8 protein-coding genes are annotated in these 18,672 nt (G+C 63.3%); 6 read left to right on the plus strand and 2 right to left on the minus strand.

Translation table 11 applies throughout. The features are described 5' to 3' along the window. Window positions 1-159 precede the first annotated feature (159 nt). From ACSFCA_RS10480 to ACSFCA_RS10495, 4 genes are all read left to right on the plus strand, one after another. On the plus strand, window positions 160-10,404 hold the full coding sequence (locus tag ACSFCA_RS10480; RefSeq protein WP_435459467.1) for a two-partner secretion domain-containing protein: 10,245 nt from the start codon (window positions 160-162) through the stop codon (window positions 10,402-10,404). Then, window positions 10,401-11,195, plus strand: a complete 795-nt coding sequence (locus tag ACSFCA_RS10485; RefSeq protein ID WP_435459468.1) for a hypothetical protein — start codon at window positions 10,401-10,403, stop codon at window positions 11,193-11,195. The genes ACSFCA_RS10480 and ACSFCA_RS10485 overlap by 4 nt, the downstream gene beginning before the upstream one ends. A gap of 191 nt (window positions 11,196-11,386) precedes the next feature. Beyond that, the gene (locus ACSFCA_RS10490; protein WP_435459831.1) at window positions 11,387-13,105 is read left to right on the plus strand and encodes a ShlB/FhaC/HecB family hemolysin secretion/activation protein; all 1,719 of its coding nucleotides are present in this window, start codon (window positions 11,387-11,389) and stop codon (window positions 13,103-13,105) included. A gap of 43 nt (window positions 13,106-13,148) precedes the next feature. Beyond that, window positions 13,149-13,961, plus strand: a complete 813-nt coding sequence (locus tag ACSFCA_RS10495; protein ID WP_435459469.1) for a hypothetical protein — start codon at window positions 13,149-13,151, stop codon at window positions 13,959-13,961. Between the two features lie 45 nt (window positions 13,962-14,006). On the opposite strand, the gene ACSFCA_RS10500 is transcribed toward ACSFCA_RS10495, so the two are convergent. Then, window positions 14,007-15,839 (minus strand): ABC transporter ATP-binding protein, encoded by a 1,833-nt coding sequence (locus tag ACSFCA_RS10500; protein WP_435459470.1) that lies wholly within the window; start codon window positions 15,837-15,839, stop codon window positions 14,007-14,009. A 5-nt stretch (window positions 15,840-15,844) separates the two neighbouring features. Further along, window positions 15,845-16,537, minus strand: coding sequence for a DNA oxidative demethylase AlkB (gene alkB / locus ACSFCA_RS10505; RefSeq protein WP_435459471.1), 693 nt, complete (start codon window positions 16,535-16,537; stop codon window positions 15,845-15,847). 170 nt (window positions 16,538-16,707) lie between these two features. On the opposite strand from alkB, the gene ACSFCA_RS10510 reads away from it, so the two are divergent. Together ACSFCA_RS10510 and ACSFCA_RS10515 are read left to right on the plus strand one after the other, a co-directional pair. Then, window positions 16,708-16,938, plus strand: a complete 231-nt coding sequence (locus tag ACSFCA_RS10510; RefSeq protein WP_093080462.1) for a hypothetical protein — start codon at window positions 16,708-16,710, stop codon at window positions 16,936-16,938. Window positions 16,939-17,033: 95 nt separating this feature from the next. Further along, on the plus strand, window positions 17,034-18,662 hold the full coding sequence (locus ACSFCA_RS10515; RefSeq protein ID WP_435459472.1) for a phospholipase D family protein: 1,629 nt from the start codon (window positions 17,034-17,036) through the stop codon (window positions 18,660-18,662). Window positions 18,663-18,672 lie beyond the last annotated feature (10 nt).

The raw sequence follows: 18,672 nt of genomic DNA on the forward strand, positions 1-18,672 counted from the left end.
CATATGCATTACATCGATCGAAAAACCTTCGACGTAATCTTACAAAGCGTGACTAAATGCCTTGCTGAGATGTAACGCTATCCCATAATCGCGCCCCTGCAACGCGTGTCTGGACACAAATGTGTTGCGGATTAACAAAGATTTCAGGGAGCGCTAAACATGAATCGGCACTTGCACCGCGTTGTTTTCAATGCGGCCAGAGGTATGCGTATGGTGGTCCAGGAAACGGCCGCCAGTACCGGCAAGGGTGCGAGCAAGGCGACGACCGCAGCGGGCGCCATGGCCATCGCCGGCGTCCTGATGGCAACGTCGGCACATGCACAGATCGTCGGCGCGCCCAATGTGCCGGGCAATCTTCGCCCGACGGTGCTGGTGGCGCCCAATGGCGTGCCGCTGGTCAACATCCAGACGCCTTCGGCCGCAGGCGTTTCGCGCAACGTCTACAACCAGTTCAACGTGGGCGCGAACGGCGCCATCCTGAACAACAGCCGGGTGAATGTGCAGACCCAACTGGGCGGGTTCGTGCAAGGCAATCCGTTCCTGGCAACAGGCCCGGCGCGCATCATCCTGAACGAGGTCAATGGCGGCTCGCCGAGTCAGCTTCGCGGGTACATCGAAGTGGGTGGCCAGCGAGCAGAAGTGATCATTGCGAACCCGGCCGGCATCAGCGTGGACGGAGGCGGCTTTATCAACGCCTCACGGGCCACGCTCACCACGGGGACGCCGCAGTTCAACGCGATTGGGGGGCTCGACAGCTTCCTGGTTCGTGGCGGCACCGTCACCATCGATGGCGCGGGGCTCGATATGAGCAAGACCGACTATGCGGCCATCCTGGCGCGTGCCGTGCAAGTCAATGCGGGTATCTGGGCGAGTGAACTCAAGGTGGTGACTGGTGCGAACGAGATCAGCGCTGATCACAGCCAGATCACGCCGACGTCAGGCACTGGTGCTGTTCCGACCTTTGCGCTCGACGTTGCGGCGTTGGGGGGCATGTATGCGAACAAGATTTCGCTGATCGGGACAGAGGCTGGCCTCGGGGTGCGCAATGCCGGCAGCATTGGTGCGAGCGCTGGGAGCCTGGTTGTTACGGCATCGGGGCGGTTGGAGAACACCGGCACGCTGGAAGGCCAGAGCGTGCAGCTTGCCAGTACTGCGGGTGACATCGACAACCGCGGGGGGACGATCCGCCAGACGAGCAGCGCGTCGCTGGATATCTCGGCACCGGCGTTGAGCAATACCAATGGCGGCGTGATTGGACTCGAACCCGCGCCGGTCTCGACGGCGGGTACGGGCGGCTCTATTGGGGCCGGTGGCCGCACGAGCGCGGGCGGCACTGCGAGCACGTCCACGGCCAGCGGTGGTTCCAGCACGGGTTCGGGTACCGGTGGCACGACCGCTCCTGCGGCGTATGTACCGCCATCGCCCGGCACCATCACCGCGACCGGTGCCATCCTGAACGACGGCGGCAAGATCTACGCCGGTGGTCCGATCACGCTGCAAAGCGCCAACATCAACAACAACGGCGGCACGCTCAGCGTCGCGAGCATGGCGGTCAATCAGCCCACGTTCGACAACCATGGCGGAACGCTGAACGTCAGCAACGGCTTCAGCGCCAACGTGGAGCGCTTCGACAACACGGGCGGCAAGCTCAACGCAGGCAGTCTGAACATCGCCACCAGCGGCGACCTGATCAATACAGATGGCATGCTCACGAGCGCCACCGATGCCAACCTCACGGTAGGCGGCAAGGTCGAGAACACGCGGGGCACGATCTCGGCGACGGGTGCACTGAGCGCTAACGTCACCGGAGCGACTACAAACAGCGCCGGCACCCTGGCTTCCAATCAAGGGCTGACGCTGAACACCAGCTCGCTGGAGAACACCAACGGCAGCGTTCAGTCCGCACAGGCCGGCGTGCAGCTCGGGGTGACCAACGCCTTGACCAATGGCAGCGGCGGCAGCATCAACGCGGCCACCGACCTGGGCATCCAGGTCGGCTCGCTTGCCAACGGTGGCAGCCTGCGCGGTGGCAACGATGCCAACATCGCGGTTGGCAGTGCACTCACCAGCGACGGCAGCATCACGGCAGGCCGCAACGCCACGATCACCGCCGGCAGCGTGCAAAGCGGGACGCCCAGCGTGCTCGGTGCGGGCATCCAGAACGACGGCAAGCTTGGCGGGGCTGGCGACCTGCGCGTGACCACCACCGGCGCACTGGTCGCCAACGGCACGAATCTCGCGGCCGGCAGTACCACTCTGCAAGGCGCGAGCGTCGATCTCTCGGCCAGCCAGACCAGCGCAGCCAACATCGCGGTCACAGCCACACAGGGCAATGTCACCACCAGCAAGGCCACAGTGGTTGCCCCCGACACTCTGGCGATCACCGCCAACAGCAACGCCGCGCAAACCCTCGTCAATGACGCTGGCCAGCTCAATGCAAGGCAGTTGCAGATCAATGTCTCGAATCTTGCGAACACGAACAATGCCGAGATCGTGCAAACCGGTACGGGCGCGACGACCATCGCCACCAGCGGCACGCTGAACAATGACGGCAGCCGCATCGCCAGCAACGGACAAGATCTCACACTGCAGGCCACGGCCATCACCAGCAACGGGGGCAAGATCGAGCATGCCGGCACCGGCACGCTGACCATCGCAGGCGGCAGCTTCAATGGTGCCAACGGCCAGATCACGACGAACAACGCGTTGGTCGTCGCCATGTCAGGGGCCTTCAACCAGGACGGTGACAAAGCCGCAACCGGTGCCAAGCAAATCACCATCGACGCCGGCTCCTTGAGCAGTCGCGGTGGCCGGATAGTCCAGACCGGCGCCGATGCCACGCGCATCACCGTCGTTGGTGCATTGGACAACAGCAATGCGGGTGTCATTGCCAGCAATGGCAACACGACCTTCGCAGCCGGCAGTTTGTTGAACCAAGGCGGTTCCATCCGCGCTGCGGAAACGTCCAGCCTCGCCCTGAACGTGGGCGGCCTGCTCGACAACAGCAACAAGGGTGTGATCGGCGCGGGCGGCAACACCACCATTGAGGCAAGTAGTCTCAACAACAACGCCGGCAGTGTGACCGCAGTCGGCGATCTCAACGTCGCCATCGCCGGCACGGCCACGAACGCAGGCGGTACCCTCGCGGCCAATGGCAACACCGCGATCACTGCCTCCAGCCTGGACAACAGCGCGGGGACGACGGCCGCTGTCAACGGCAATCTGACGGTCACGACGACGGGCACGACGACCAATACTGGTGGCACCCTCCAGGCAGGCGGCATCACCACCTTGAGCAACGGTGGCCTGGTCAACCAAGGCGGCAAGGTCTTCGGCAACAGCTTGAGCATCGACACGCACAAGAACGTCTTGGACAACAGTGCGAACGGCACATTGGCAGCAACCACCACGGTGGCCATCAGCTCAGGCGCTCTGACCAACGACGCCGGCCTGGTGCAAAGCGGTGGCGCCATGACCATCGACACGAATGGCAAGGCCCTGACCAACATCAATGCGGCCAATTACAGCAACCAGCAAGGTGGCATCACCAGCGCCGACACGCTCGATTTGAAGGCCGGGACAGTCAGCAACGCGGCCGGGTTCATTGGCGCGAAGAACGCTCTGACTGCCAACACACAGGCCTTCGACAACACAAACAAGGGCACGGTGCTTGGCCAGTCCACCGTGGCGATCAACACCAATGGCGCGAGCTATGACAACAGCAGCGGCCAGACGCTGGCTGTTGGTGATCTGGGCATCGGCGCTGGCAGCATCACCAATACCGGTGGCCTGATCCGGTCAACCACGACGACCACCCTCAACGCCGGCAGCATCTCCAATACCGACACGCAAGGCGCGAACCAGGGCATCGAGGGCCAGAATGTCGTCATGGGGATGGGCAGCCTGGACAACACGTCGGGCGCCATTCGGGCCAGTGCCAACACCACGATCACCGGCAGCGGCACGCTGACCAACACGAATGGCCTGATTTCTGCCGGGAACACGCTGTCCATCGTTGATCCGAGCCGTGTCAATCCCACCGCCAAGACGCTGAACGTCGTCAACACCGGCGGCACACTCGTAGCAGGTACGGCCGCCGTGCTCGGCACGGATGGCAAGGTTCAGACTGCCGCATTCGGCAAGCTGGAGCTCGATGCCAAAGGCTTCAGTGGCGATGGTACGACGGTTGGCGTCAACGACCTGAGCATCACGCTGGCGCAAGACGTGACGAACAACGTCGACGTCAAGGCCGGGGGAAATCTGACCTATGCGACCACAGGCAAGCTGACCAACAACGGCAAGCTGCTGGCGGGTGGAACCGTCACGGCCAGTGGCAATGATGTCGAGAACACCCTCAACGCGGAGATTTCCGGGACGCACACTGTCATCAACGCCGCAGGGACACTGAGCAACCGTGGCCTGATCGACAGCCAGGGAGCCACGCAGGTCAACGCGGGAACGCTGACCAACATCGGCACGGGTCGCCTCTATGGCAACGCGATCTCCATCGCGGCGGGCACGCTCAACAACGTTGCTGAGACGGCCAGCGGCGTCACCAAGGCTGGGACGATAGCTGCTCGTAACAGCTTGGATATCGGTGCGGGCACCATCAACAACCGGGACGACGCACTCATCTTCAGCGCCGGCGATATGTTCATTGGCGGTGCCTTGGATGCCAAGCGCTATGCCACCGGCAAGGGCGGCACGCTCAACAACGAGAGCGCGAGTATCGAATCATTGGGTGTAATGGCCATCGCCATGGGCAGTATCAACAATGTCGATACACATCTGAAAGTTGCAACCAACAGCAGCACCGTATCGGTCCCCAGCATCATCACGATGGATGGGAAATCCTGGGAACCTTTCGATTCACAGGGCAACATCATCACGTGGGGAGACCCCAGCACGCGGTTGGTCTATCACAAGGCTGAAGATGGCACTGTCAGCGTCATCGGCAAAGGCTGGACCAATGCCGTCACCAATATCACGGTCACCGAAGATTCCGTAGTACCGGGGACGGCCGATCCGGCACGCATCGTCTCTGGTGGTGACATGACCCTCAACGGGCATGTCTACAACCGCGACAGCCAGATCATGGCCGGTGGCGCACTGAATGCCTCTGATGTGGACAACCAAGCCACGCCGGGCAAGCGCGATACCTCCGTGAGTGCCATATGGATCGGCTACAACCCCAACCGCCCTGGAAAGCCACCAGAGGCACCGATCATCATTCCTCCGACGACGACGACCGATACCTACACGCTCACTGACTACAAACCGCAGGAGCATCTGAACGCCACCAGGGGCTACAACGCGGGCGTTGCCGGGTATACGACGTTCGGCAATGCGGCGAGTGGCACGGGCAATGTGGCTGCTGGCGGACGCCAGGGTGCCATCGTCGAAGTCGCCTCCAATGTGAATGGCGTTGTCAAGACCAGTGGGACAAGCGCAGGCACAGCGGCCGGCACTGACGGGACTGGCGGCACCGGAAGCCAGACAGTGCCGATGGTGGTTCGCACCAGCATGCCCAATGTCACCGTTCCGCAAGCCAGCCTGTTCGGCCTGAACACCGGCGGTCGGTACCTCATCGAGACGGACCCGCGCTTCGCCAACTATCGTCAGTGGCTCAGCAGCGACTACCTCCTGAACAACCTGGGCCTTGATCCGAACAACATCCTCAAGCGGCTGGGTGATGGCTTTTACGAGCAAAAACTGATTCGTGAGCAGGTGGCCCAGTTGACGGGCTACCGCTACCTGGACGGTTACTACAGCGACGAAGAGCAGTACGCCGCGCTGATGAACGCAGGCGCCACCTTCGCAAAGGAATATGGTCTGCGCCCCGGCATCGCCTTGACGCCGGCGCAAATGGCTCAACTCACCAGCGACATTGTCTGGCTGGTCGAGCAAACGGTGACCCTGCCGGATGGGAGTACGCAGCAGGTCCTGGTGCCGCAGGTCTACGTTCGTGTGCGTCCTGGGGACATCAACGGCAACGGGGCCTTGCTCAGCGCCGATGCAATCAACATCAAAGGCAGCGGCGACCTCGTCAACACAGGCACCATCGCCGGGCGGACCCTGGTCAGGATCGATGCGGACAACATCAACAACCTTGGCGGCCGTATCAGCGGTGGCGATGTCACCCTGAATGCCAGAACGGATCTGAACAACATCGGCGGGACCATCGATGCGCGCGACAGCCTGAGGATCGATGCAGGGCGTGATATCAATGTTCGCAGCACCACGCAGACCAACGGATACAACACCAACCTGGACCGCATCGCAGGCCTGTACGTGACGAACCCGGGCGGCAGGCTGGTTGCCAGTGCCGGCCACGACGTGAATCTGATCGGCGGGATCATCTCCAATCAAGGGGTTGGTAGTTTCACGTCGATCACGGCAAAGAACGACATCAACCTGGGCACGGTGACCGAGACCCGGGCCATGATGGGCGCCAGTTCCACCACGTCGATGGCGATGGCCAGCTCGCAGGAGTTCGGAAGCACCATCACGACGAATGGCACCACCGTGCTCAGGGCGGATCGCGACGTCAATGCACGTCAGGCCACCGTAGACGCAGGCAAGGGCCTGCTGAGCGTGCATGCTGACCGGGACATCAATATCGAGTCGGGTGAGGCCCGGGTCATCGGCAGCTACTCCGCGCAGTGGTCGGACAAGAAAACCTTCAGTCGCACTGACAACAAGCTCTCGGGTGACTTCGACAACTCGACGAGCGTCGGCAGCAAGTTCTCCGGCGGCGTGGTTTCACTTGGCGCGAAGAACGACATCAACATCATCGGCTCCAGCATCAGCGGCAAGGATGGTGTTGCCGTGGTGGCCGAGCGCAACCTCAACATCGTCGAAGGCCGAAATACCGTCAACAGCAGCATCGAGCTGGACCGCCAAAAGCGGGGAGTCAGTGCCCTCGGCTTCATCGGAGGTCTTGCGACCATCGGCGCACCAGTGATCCTGCCCTCCGGCAAGACCACCACCACAGGCGTAGAGATCAAGTCCGACACCGCAGCACCCAGCACCATCAGCAGCAGCAACGGTGGCGTCCTGCTGCAAGGAAACAATAGCGTCTTCATGCAAGGCGTCCAGGTGGATGCTGCGAAGGATGTCTCGATCCTGGGCGGCAATGTGATCATTCAGGCGGCGACAAACCAGCAATCCGTGACTGGGACGACCAGCAGCAAGAGCGCCTGGTACGACTTCGGCAGCGCCGCGATTCTCAAGGACGTCGGCAAGGGGATCAAGGCGCGGGAGACTACCTCCACAGAGGTCGACACCACGACATTGGCCCGCACCACGATCAATGGCGCGAACGTCAACATCGCCGCCGCCGATACGTTGGCGCTGGCGGGTACGACCATCAATACGCCGGGCAAGGTGAGCCTGAGCGCCGACACCCTGATTTTGGGTACGCAGACGACCGAGACGACCACGCGCACGACGAGCCAAGGCCGCGATCTGGTGTACCAGGTCAACCGGGACAACGGAAGCACCAACCAGACGACGAACTACAACCAGATCAACGCGGGGAGCCTGTCCGTTGCGGCGAACCATGTGCAAGCTGGCCTGGGTGCTCGGGACAGCATTGAGGAGCTTTCCAAACAGCCGGGCATGGGTTGGGTGGATCAGTTGACCAACGACCCGAAGCTCAGCGGCAAGATCGATTGGCAGAAGGTCGAGGAAGTCCACAAGACCTGGGACTACGACAAGCAGGGGCTGACGCCGGAAGGCGCGGCCATCGTGACGCTGGTGGTGGCGTACTTCACAGCAGGGGCAGCCTCAGAAGCAGGTGCGGCAGTGGGCGACGCCGCAGCCACCACGGCGACTGGTGGCGGTGTTGCCGTTCTTGGTGAAGGCGGATTCATTGCTGCCGGAGGGGTAACGATCTCCACTGCAGTGGGCGGTGCCGTCACGGCGGGTATCACTGCCCTCGCAAGCCAGGCGTCCATCGCACTGATCAACAACCAAGGCGATATCGCTGGGGCTCTGCACGATCTGGGCAGCAGCGCCAATGTGAGGAACCTGCTGACGGCCATCGCCACCGGCGGCGTGCTGGGCGCGATGGACCTGAATCCGACCGGCTTGCCCACGGCGGGCGCGGGCTCTCAGCCGTTCTTCACGCAACTGGGCCAGAACCTGCAGGCCGCGGCCGCCAGGGCAGTGATCAACACGGCCATCAACGGCGGCAGCCTGGAGAGGAACCTGGCGGATGCGCTGAAGAACGGCATCCTGGACACCGTGGCGGCGCAGGCGGCCAATGCCATCGGCACAATGAGCATGGGCGACGACGCCACGCTCAACGAGTTCACCAACAAGGTGGCGCACGCGATTGCAGGGTGCGCGGTGGGAGCGGCCCGGACGAACAACGCTGCAGGCTGCGGTGCAGGGGCCATCGGCGCGGCTGTGGGCGAGCTTGCGGCCGAAGCGTATGGGGTCAAGTCCGATACCACGCAATTCGCCGCAATGATCGCCGGTCTGGCGGCCGCGCTCACCGGGGCGGATGCGAGCCAGATCGCCCTGGCTGGGCAGGCAGGGGCCAACGCGGCTGCCAACAACTTCCTGTCCCATCAGAACGTGGCGGAACTCGCGGCCAAGATTGCTAAATGCGGAAAAGATGACAAGTGCATCACGGACGCCGTTGAGAGCATGCGTGCCATCAGCCAGGCCAATGACCTTGCCCTGCTGAACTGCAAAGCCACCAACAACTGTGCTGAACTGACGGCCGCCTACAGAGCCGGCAACAGCGACCTGAGCAACCTCATCGCCACGGGTGCCCTGGGCAGCGACAGCAACATCAATCGGGTGCTCAGCCTGCAGACGCCCGCTTTCTTGACCATCGCCAACGATCTCTACAACAAGGTTCCGGCCGGCTGCAACTTGGTAAGCCCGAGTGCGGGGTGCATCCAGCAATCGCAAGAGTTCGCGAAGAGACTCGCGGTCCTGGGGGTAGGCATGGTCACCATGCCGCTGACCGTTGTGGGCCCTGTGACGACTGGCGCGGTGGCAGGCGGGCTGATCTCAGCAGTCACGCAAGGCATCGACAGCGGAAACGTCAACGCCGGCACGGTTCTGGTCGACGCGCGCACCGGCGCGATCACCGGAGTACTGGTCAACGGGTTGTTCGAGGGAGTCACTCAGGTCGTGGTGGCCTCTGGCAGCAGGGTGGCGCAATTGTTCAATTCCGAGGGACGCTTGGTTGCCGTGACATCGGCGGAAGGGCCTGCCATAGTCACCGAGGGGCGTGTCGTGACGCAGGCTCAGGCGACGGCCGCCCGATTGGCGCCTTGCTGCTTTGCGCCGGGTACGCTGGTGTCCACCGAATCGGGCGAGCGTGCCATCGAGACCATCAAGCCGGGCGACAAGGTCTGGACGCGGTTGGAAGATGGCGCGGGAGAGGCGTTCCTTGCACCGGTGACGGCCACTCACGTGCGCGACGACCGCCCGATCCTGCGGCTGACGGTGGAGCAAACCGACGCGTCGCAAACTACCAGCGAGGAACTGCTGGTCACGCCGGGTCACCCCTTCTACGTCGAAAGCCGCGGGTTCGTGGGGGTAGAAAAGCTGCAGGCCGGCGATCAACTGGTATCGCAAGACAACCACCGACACCTGAGGGTGCGCTCGGTTCAGATGTACGCGCCCCGGGGGGTGACGTACAACCTGACGGTCGAAACGGGACACACGTTCTTCGTTGGGACGCTGAGCACGTGGGTGCACAACGTGGGGCCTTGTGTGACATGCGCGAATGGAAGCTGCACGTTGCACGTGGGAGACATGACCAACGGCGGTGGCGTCAGTCTGCCCAAGGGCTACACCGCCAACGCCGATGGCACCTTTGCGGGGCCAGCCGGAGGGTCGTTGGTGCCGGCCGGCGTGGCGGCCGATGGGTCGCTGGTGTTTCAGCGGGCCGGTGGCGGCAGCTACTTCCGGGTAGACCCCGCGACGGGCACCCAAATCACGGTGCTCAGATCCGACCTGAGCACTGGGGTGACGTGGAACATCGCGCCTGGTACCGGCTCGCAGGCCGTGCAAAATCAGTTCAATGGGGCGCAATTCCAGAATGCGTTCAATGAGGCGACAGGCTTACCCAAGAACACGACCGCTGTGCCCGTTCCTATGCCAGATGGGAGCACGGTCAGGACGATTTTTGACAATGCGGGTAGACCAGTAGGATTGGTGGAGACCAAGGATGTCATAAATCTAACTAGTAGTGAGCAACTTAGGGCACAGCTTCAATATGCAGCAGACAATAAGATTCCATACAGCTTGGTAGTTAGCCCATCAAATAAAGTGATATCGGAGCCACTGTGGACGGAAATTCGTAATGCCGGAGGGCGAATTTACACGTTTGACCCCACAACGCAACTTATTAAGCAAATCACTGTAAGGCCGCAATGACGTCGTCGCAAACCCCGAAGCTGAGAATATCCCTGGTAGCAAGATTGAATACAACGGAATGGGCGTTCGGAAAAAAATTCTTGCAAACGCTATATGACGTCGATGTGCGGTTGTTGCCAGAGCGTGTAGGAAATAGTGAACCTATTAGGACGATCGTCGAAAATATCGACGACTGTGAAAAATATTGGGCTCCAAGTGCGATCATTGACGGTCCATTGGGGCGATCACATGTTAAGTGGAATTTTTTCTGGAGGCGACTGAAATCCGTTAAATGCCTGGGATGCATTTTCCATACATCAGTCAATAAATTTGGCGACCTGAAGCAAGGATGGATTACGCTCTCAGCCACTCCAGACAAAAAAGTTGACTGGATTTTGTTATTCTCTCGGCTTAGCGAATTAACAAATTCAAAATATGCCACAATGCATATTGAAACAAGTTTGGAAACGAGAATAGAGGCATACCATCCGGAGGTTGTGGAGAATTTTGGCGTAAACGATTTTATTTACGGAGTTCCAGATGTAGCCTTAAATGAGAAAGGCCCCGCCAACATTTGCTGGGCAAACTTCTTCGGCGAGAAATATGCTTCTGAAGTGGATGTGCAAAGGCTTCGAGAAAACGGCTTCAGCGTTGAGCCCATTGGCGAAGGATTTTTGGTAACGCTAACGCCGAGCGTGTTCGACGTAGTGGATAATTTTTCTCTTTTCTCAGAGCGTCGCGTTGCATTGAGAAATTTATTCCGCCCCGGCTTGTTTCGGATTAATGAAGAACCCAAGCCATTGCCGGATTAAAGTGTCATTCACGTTGGGTGTGCGCATAAATCATGCGCGCCGCGAGCTTCCCCAAATCCCAGATGCGGTTATCCCACGGGCGTCACCACCTCGGGTTTTTGGGCTGCCCTGCTCCGTGAAGCGATTGAGCAAGGGCTTGTGCAACGAGGCCGTTCAAAAATAAGAAAAGGGAGTCTGATTTGAAGAGCAACTTGTTGGCAGCCGCATTGGCAGCCGGTCCGCTGTTGTCCGCAGCGCAACAGTCACCGACGACGCCTCAACCCTTCGTCGAGCAGCAGCGCCAGCAAGAGCGCGAACGCGCCTTGCGCGAACAGAATGAGCGCACCGTCGATCAGCGTCCACAAGCGGCGCCACCGGCGCCGAACCAGCGCATCCCCGAAGCCGAATCCCCGTGCTTTCGCATCGACCGTGTGCTGCTCGTCGGTGAGCAGTCCGAATCCTTCCAATGGGCCGTCGCCGATCTGTCCGGCCCCGATGGCAACGATTCGCCCATTGGCCGCTGCCTCGGCACCTCCGGCGTCAATGTAGTCCTCGCACGCGCCCAGCAAGCCGCCATCGCTCGCGGCTATGTCACGACCCGTGTTCTCGCTTCGCCACAGGATCTCTCGACCGGCATCTTGACGCTGTCGCTCGTGCCAGGCCGCATCGCCGCCATCCGCACGACCGCAGGCTCCTCATCGACCTTGCTCGGTAGCTCAGCCCTGCTCGCCACAGCCGTCCCCGCACGCCCCGGCGACCTGCTGAATCTGCGCGACATCGAACAAGGCCTGGAGAACCTCAAGCGCACCCCCACCGCCGAAGCCGACATCCAGATCGAACCGTCGACCGCCCCCAATGCCAAGCCTGGCGACAGCGACCTCGTCGTCAAGTACGTCCAATCCAAGAAGTGGCGCATCGCCTTGAGCCTGGACGACAGCGGCACTGAAGCCACCGGCCGCTACCAGTCCGGCGCAACCCTTTCCCTGGACAACCCCTTCGGCCTGAACGACCTGTTCTACGTCAGCGCCAACCACAACATCAACAACCACGTCTTCAGCGATCCGGCCAAGGGCACCGAAGGCCAGACCGTTCACTACTCGCTGCCCTACGGCTACTGGCTCCTGGGCTTTACCGCTTCCAACAGCCAGTACCACCAGAGCGTAGCCGGCCTGAACCAGGACTATGTCTACGCCGGCAAATCCAACAACGCCGAGGTCAAGCTCTCGCGCTTGCTCTACCGCGACCAGAGCCGCAAGACCACGGTGGCCGTCAAGGGCTGGCGCCGCGAATCGCGCAACTTCGTGGACGACACCGAAGTCGAGGTGCAGCACCGCGTGGTCGGTGGCTGGGAGCTCAGCCTGAACCACAAGGAGTTCATCGGCGAAGCGACGCTCGAAGGCACGCTGGCCTACAAGCGTGGCACGGGCGGCTTCGGCTCGCGCGTCGCGCCGGAAGAAGAGTTCGGCGAGGGCACCTCACGCCTGAAGCTGTACACGGCCGATGTCACCCTCAATGCGCCGTTCAAGCTCGGCGAACAGAAGCTGCGCTACTCCGGGCTGATCCGCGCCCAGTGGAACCGCACGCCTCTGACGCCGCAAGACCGCTTCGCCATCGGCGGGCGCTACACGGTGCGCGGTTTCGATGGCGAGACGAGCCTGCTGGGCGAGCGCGGCTGGCTCATCCGCAACGACATCGGCTGGGCGATGGGGCAGAGCGGGGCGGAACTGTACGCGGGCATGGATTACGGCCACGTCGGCGGGCGTTCGACCGTCGATCTTCTTGACCGCAGCCTTGCTGGCGCAGTCATCGGCGTGCGCGGCCAGTGGAGCAAGCTGAGCTACGACTTCTTCGTCGGCGCGCCAATCAGCAAGCCGGAGGGCTATCGCACTGCGAAGGTGACGTTGGGTTTCAATCTCAACGCAAGTTTTTAATCAGAGGGAGATTCCAGTGAGAGCAACGAAGGAAGAGGCGCGCGTGAAAGTTGTTGCCACGCGATTCGCGGGGCTGGGCATCGCGCTCCTGTTGTCCGCATGCGTGACCCAACCACCGCTCAACGCGAGCCAGCCAGGTGAAGCGGCCGCCGCGGCGCCTGCCCTGAGCAGCTATGCGGCGCCCGATGGCATCGTGCCTGTGGGCAAAACGCAGGTGCGTTTGCGTGGCAAGTCCTATCCCGAAGACTTCGAGCCGTTGCGGGTGGTGCGCCGCGATCACACGGGCAATGCCGTTGCCGCGCAGGTGGCGCTTCGCGTCGGTGTCTCGGCCATCGTGGGGAGACCTGTGATCGGTACGGTGCAGGGCTTCTCCAAGGATGATCTGGTCGGTGATCCGGTCCCGGAACTCGTGGGCCAACCATGGGCCACCAATCCGGGCTTGAAGGATTTGCCCGAAGCGCTCGGTGAGGTCGCCACCCGCGTCTATGCTGCCCGGGCGTGGGCTGAACTGGAGCGCGGCCGTCGCGAAAGCGGATGGACGCGTGAAGACATGGAGTCTGCGGCGCAGTTGCCGGCCGAGGCCGATGCACCGATCAATCCTGGCGTGTGGCGACTGGTCTATGAGAATCTGTCGGGCACCGACGAGTTGTATCGCCTGCAGTTCAGCGCCGGGCTGGCCTTGGCGAGCCTGCGGTTCGGCCTTCCGCCAATTCCTGCCAATTGCTCCTATCGTTCCGAGCCGGCAGATTGGGCCGCCTGGCGGGCCGACAACTGGCAGCGCATTCGCGAGGAACGCGCCAAGGCGTTGGCGCAGTGTGTCGATACGCTTGTGCAAACCAAAGCAAGGCTGTGGTGACGGACGCTTCTTCGCACTCTCCTAGGTTGTCGAGGTGCGCTCCGTTTAGTGGGCGGTAGCCGTCGTCATCCGCCGCAATAGCGGCTGCCTGGCCAACACCGCCTCACACGGCCCATGGTCGAGCACATGCCCGGCCTCCATCAGCACTACTGTGTCGAATCGCTCGAGCAAGCTCAACCGGTGGACCGACGCGATCAAGCAAGCATCCGGAAACGCATCCGCAATGCGCCCGAGCACGCGGGCTTCTGTGCTGGCATCCAGCGCACTGGTCGGCTCGTCGAGCAGCAGCAGTGAGCTGCCTTGCGCCGCGAGCACGCCGCGCGCAAGGCACAGCCGCTGCCTCTGCCCGCCTGAAAGATTGAAGCCCCGCTCCGACACGGCGGTGTCGAGGTCGCCGTGGTTCGCCTTCAGCACTTCGTCAAAAGTGCTGGTGTGCAGAGCGGCCTGCAGGAGCGTGTCGTCGCGCGGCTGTCCGAAGGCGAGGTTCTCGCGCACGCTGGCTTCGAAGAGTTCTGTCTCCTGCGGGATCAGCGTGGCGAGCCGGCGCAGTTGTGCCCAATCGACCGGCTGGCCGTCGAGCAGCAGCGTGCCGCTGTCGGGCGGATAGAGCCCGGCCAGCACGCGCAGCAGGGTGCTCTTGCCGCCTCCGCTCGGGCCGACGAGGGCGACGCGTTCGCCGCGGCGCAGTGTCAGCATCACGTCGTGCAGGCCACTCCGCACGGGTTCGGCAGCCCCGGGTTCTTCTTCGGCCGAAGCACCGCGCGGCGCGTAGCGCCATTGCAGCGCCTGGATGCTCAACTGCCGCCACGGCGCATCGGCCTCTATCCGCTCTCGCTCGGGTACCTGCTCGGGCGGCGTGGCCATCGCTTCGTTTCCCGATGGCGCCTGCCAGATCGGCTCGGCGCTGCTGTAGTCCGTGTGCATGCGCGCGAAGAAGCTGAAGTTGGCGGCCACCGAAGTCACGACGCCGGCCGCCTGCTGCGCGTATTGATAAATCATGAACACCGCGCCCAGCATCACGGCCTGTCCGGGCGCACGTGCCTGCCACACGTAGACCACCACCAGCCCCCAGGTCAGCGCCAGCCCCATGAGGTCGACGGCGAACCACTTGCCTTCGTTGAGGACCACGGTGCGCTTCAGCGGCAGCGAGATCGCGGCCATGCGTCGCCGCAGCAGCAGCCTTGAGGCACCCTGCAGGCGCAGGCCGATCACGGTCGAGGCATTGCCCAGGAAGTCGAGCAGCACAGCCACATAGCGACGGTCGGCATCGTTCTCGGCACGCGCCAGTTTCATCAGCGCGCGGTCGATGCGCACGATGACGAGGCCGATCAGCACATACCCCGCGAGCGCCGTCACGCCACTGGTGCGCGACAGCAGCGCCAGCGCGACCAGCGGGCCGACGAAGTTGACGGCGTTGGTGAGCCAGATGAACTGGTTTTGCGCGAAGTCCGACAGCGCGCGGCCGGCCTGATGCACGCGGTGTTGCAGCTCGCCGGAGTGGTGGTCATCGTGCCAGGCGAGAGGTGCGGCTGCGATGCGTGCGTACAGCTGGTCGGCGAGTGTCTCGCGCACCTTCACGCCGACGTTGCGTTCGAGAATGCGGCCCGGGCCGTGCAGCACCCATGCGCCAACGGCCACCCCGACCAGTGCCGCGATCCAGTGGCCGGCTGTGTTCAGCTCGCCGCGCTGCAGTGCGTTGATGGCCTGTCCTGCGAGGTACGGCAGCGTGAGGCGGATCAGCTGCGAAGCTGCAAGCAGCGCAGTGGCCGCCAGCAGCTGTCCGCGCGCGCCTTCCGCAAAGTGCCACAGGGCGGCATAGAGCTCGCGGATGGCGTTGCCGGGGCCGATCTTCTTGTCCGTCTTGTCGCTGGCCTGCATGCGTGTCAGCCCGCCTTGCGGAATGTGAGGTTGATGCGCGTCGCGCCCAGCAGCGGGTGCGGCTCGTCTTTCAGGGGCAGCACGCCGTGGTAGCGCAGCCGGTCTTCGCCGCCCCAGACCACGACGTCGCCGTGCACCAGCGGTACGCGCACCGTCTTGTCGCTGCGCGCATGCCCGCCGAACAGAAAGACGGCGCGCATGCCGAGCGACACCGAGACGATGGGCGCGCCGTAGTCGTGTTCGTCCTTGTCCTGGTGCAGCGACAGCCGCGCGCCCGGCGTGTAGCGGTTGACGAGGCAGGCGTCGGGCGCGAAGCCGTCGAAGCCGGCCGCCGAGGCTGCCTCGCGCGCCAGTCGCGTGAACGGCTCGGGCATGGCGGGCCAGGGCTTGCCGCTGTCGGGGTCGGTGGCGCTGTAGCGGTAGCCGCGCCGGTCGCTGGTCCAGCCGAGCGCACCGCAGTTGGTCAGCGCAACGGACATGGTGAAGCCGCCCGGTGTGACGAGGTGGCGGAAGGGTGCGCGTTCTGCCAGCCCTTCGATGGCCGGCAGGAGCGCGTCGACGAAGGGCAGGGCGAAACCGGGCAGCACGAAGGCGCCCGGGCCGAGCGGTTCGCGCGCCTCGCGCGGCGGGTCGTCGAACAGTGAAAGGGTGGCGGATCCGCCGCCGCTGGAATTCCGGGAGCTCGTTGTTGAGTTCATGCCCCTCGATCTTTGCCGAAAAGCCGCCTCGGCCCCAATTCGCCGGAGCTCCCATGTTCAGGTGATGTCGTTTGGCGGTGTTGCACTTAGCCTCTGCTTCCCAGCCATAAGTAGTGCTTAGGGTTTAAATTCTTGTAACTGCGTAATAAAAGGAATACGGTGTGCTCACCATGGACAGCGCTCGACTTCCCCTCAGCGTTCCAGAAGGCTGGACGGGTTGGTTCGAGCTCATGCGCACGCCGAGCGGCACCTATGCCGGCATTTGCGAGTTGAGTCTGCGCGGCATTCCGCGCTGCGCCCTGGTGATTACCCAGCAGCTGACATGGGACGCGGCGATCGAGCGGGCCACGCTGCGGGCGGACCACTTCGTCAGGCAATGGGGCCCGGCGCGCGAGCATTGAACTGAACGCGCGCGGCGGCGCGGCAAGGTCGGCAGGCGCGTGGTAGAAACCGCGAGCCTTTCGATCCACGCTCCAACCCACGCCTCGTCGTTCCAATGTCGAACTCTCCTTGTCGGGCTGCTGACAGACCGCGCGCCCGGTGGCTGTCGTGGCTGCTGCTCGGCATCGTCGCGCTGTGCATAGTCGGCTGCGCCGGACTGCCCGTCGACGTGCAGCGCAAACCCTCCGTCGCAATCACCGACGGAGCGGACACCACGCTCGGCCGCCTCGTGAAGGCGGCTGCTCCGCCCGGCGAGCCGCTGAGCGGGTTCAGGCTGCTGCCGATGCCGCAGTTCTCGCTGCACGCGCGCATCGAACTCGCGCGCCGCGCGCAGCGCTCCATCGACGTGCAGTACTACCTCGTGCAGAACGACGAGACCGGCCGCTACCTGCTGCGCGCCCTGCGCGACGCGGCCGACCGCGGCGTGCGCGTGCGGCTGCTGGTGGACGATCTCTACACCGCCGGTGCCGACCCGCTCTTCGCCAGTTTTGCCTCGCATCCGAACGTCGAGGTGCGGCTCTTCAACCCGTTCCCCGCGGGGCGTGGCCGCTTCGGCACGCGCTGGGCCTGGTCGATCCTCGACTTCGACCGCGTGCACCGCCGCATGCACAACAAGCTCTACGTGGTCGACAACACCATCGGTGTGATGGGCGGGCGCAATATGGCCAACGAGTACTTCCTGCGCGACGGAGGCTCGAACTTCATCGACATCGACACGCTGGTGGCAGGCGCCGTGGTGCCCAAGCTGTCGTCGCTGTTCGACATGTACTGGAACAGCCCTTACGTCTACCCCATCGAGTCGCTGGTGCCGCCCACCGGCGAAACACCGCAGCAACTGCGCGAGCGCTTCGACCGGCTGACCACCGGCCCCGACCAGCTGCACCCCGAAGAGCCCGACTCCACCGACCTGCTGGGCAACAACCCGCTGGCCAAGGACTTGGACGCGGGCGCGCTGAAGCTGGTGTGGGCCCGCGCCGAGGCGTATGCCGACCCGCCGGCCAAGGCGCTCGGGCCGACCGAAGAAGCGCGTGGCCCGCCCGCCGACGAGTCGAAGGACAGCGTGCTCTACAACGTGCGGCGCTACGTGCGCGGCGCCGAGAACGAGGTCATGCAGACCACGCCCTACCTGATTCCGGGCCGCGGCGGCATGGAGACGATCCGCCTCGTGCGCGGCAACGGCGTGGCCTATACCATCGTCACCAATTCGCTGGCGGCCACCGACGAGTCGCTGGTGCACATCGGCTACCGCCGCTACCGCCCCGAAATGCTGCGCCTGGGCGTGGAGCTGTACGAGCTGAGCCCCAAGCGGGTGGAGCAGACCAAGCGCTTCGGCATGTACGGCTCGGCCAGCGGGCGGCTGCATGGCAAGTCGGCGGTGGTCGACCGCAAGATCGTGTTCATCGGCTCGATGAACTTCGACCCGCGCTCGATGCTGCACAACACCGAGGTCGGCATCTTCATCTTCAGCCCGCAGATCGCTCAGCAGCTCACCAGCCTGATCGGCTTCATCCGGCTGGACGGCGCCTACCAGCTGCAACTGGGGCCGACAGGCGCCATCGAGTGGGTGAGCCCGGCCTCGGGGGACGCGGCTGACACCATCCTGCACCAGGAGCCCGAAACGGACTTCTGGTCGCGCTGGAAGCTGGAGCTGCTGGCGCCGCTGGTACCCGAGAGCCTGCTCTAGCCGCCACGGG

The organism is Variovorax multivorans (assembly GCF_051216835.1).
Taxonomy (GTDB): domain Bacteria; phylum Pseudomonadota; class Gammaproteobacteria; order Burkholderiales; family Burkholderiaceae_C; genus Variovorax.

Coding starts and splice junctions, on each gene's coding strand:
- ACSFCA_RS10480 (WP_435459467.1), top strand. CDS start 160: ATGAATCGGCACTTGCACCGCGTTGTTTTCAATGCGGCCAGAGGTATG.
- ACSFCA_RS10485 (WP_435459468.1), top strand. CDS start 10,401: ATGACGTCGTCGCAAACCCCGAAGCTGAGAATATCCCTGGTAGCAAGA.
- ACSFCA_RS10500 (WP_435459470.1), bottom strand. CDS start 15,839: ATGCAGGCCAGCGACAAGACGGACAAGAAGATCGGCCCCGGCAACGCC.
- alkB (WP_435459471.1), bottom strand. CDS start 16,537: ATGAACTCAACAACGAGCTCCCGGAATTCCAGCGGCGGCGGATCCGCC.
- ACSFCA_RS10510 (WP_093080462.1), top strand. CDS start 16,708: ATGGACAGCGCTCGACTTCCCCTCAGCGTTCCAGAAGGCTGGACGGGT.
- ACSFCA_RS10515 (WP_435459472.1), top strand. CDS start 17,034: ATGTCGAACTCTCCTTGTCGGGCTGCTGACAGACCGCGCGCCCGGTGG.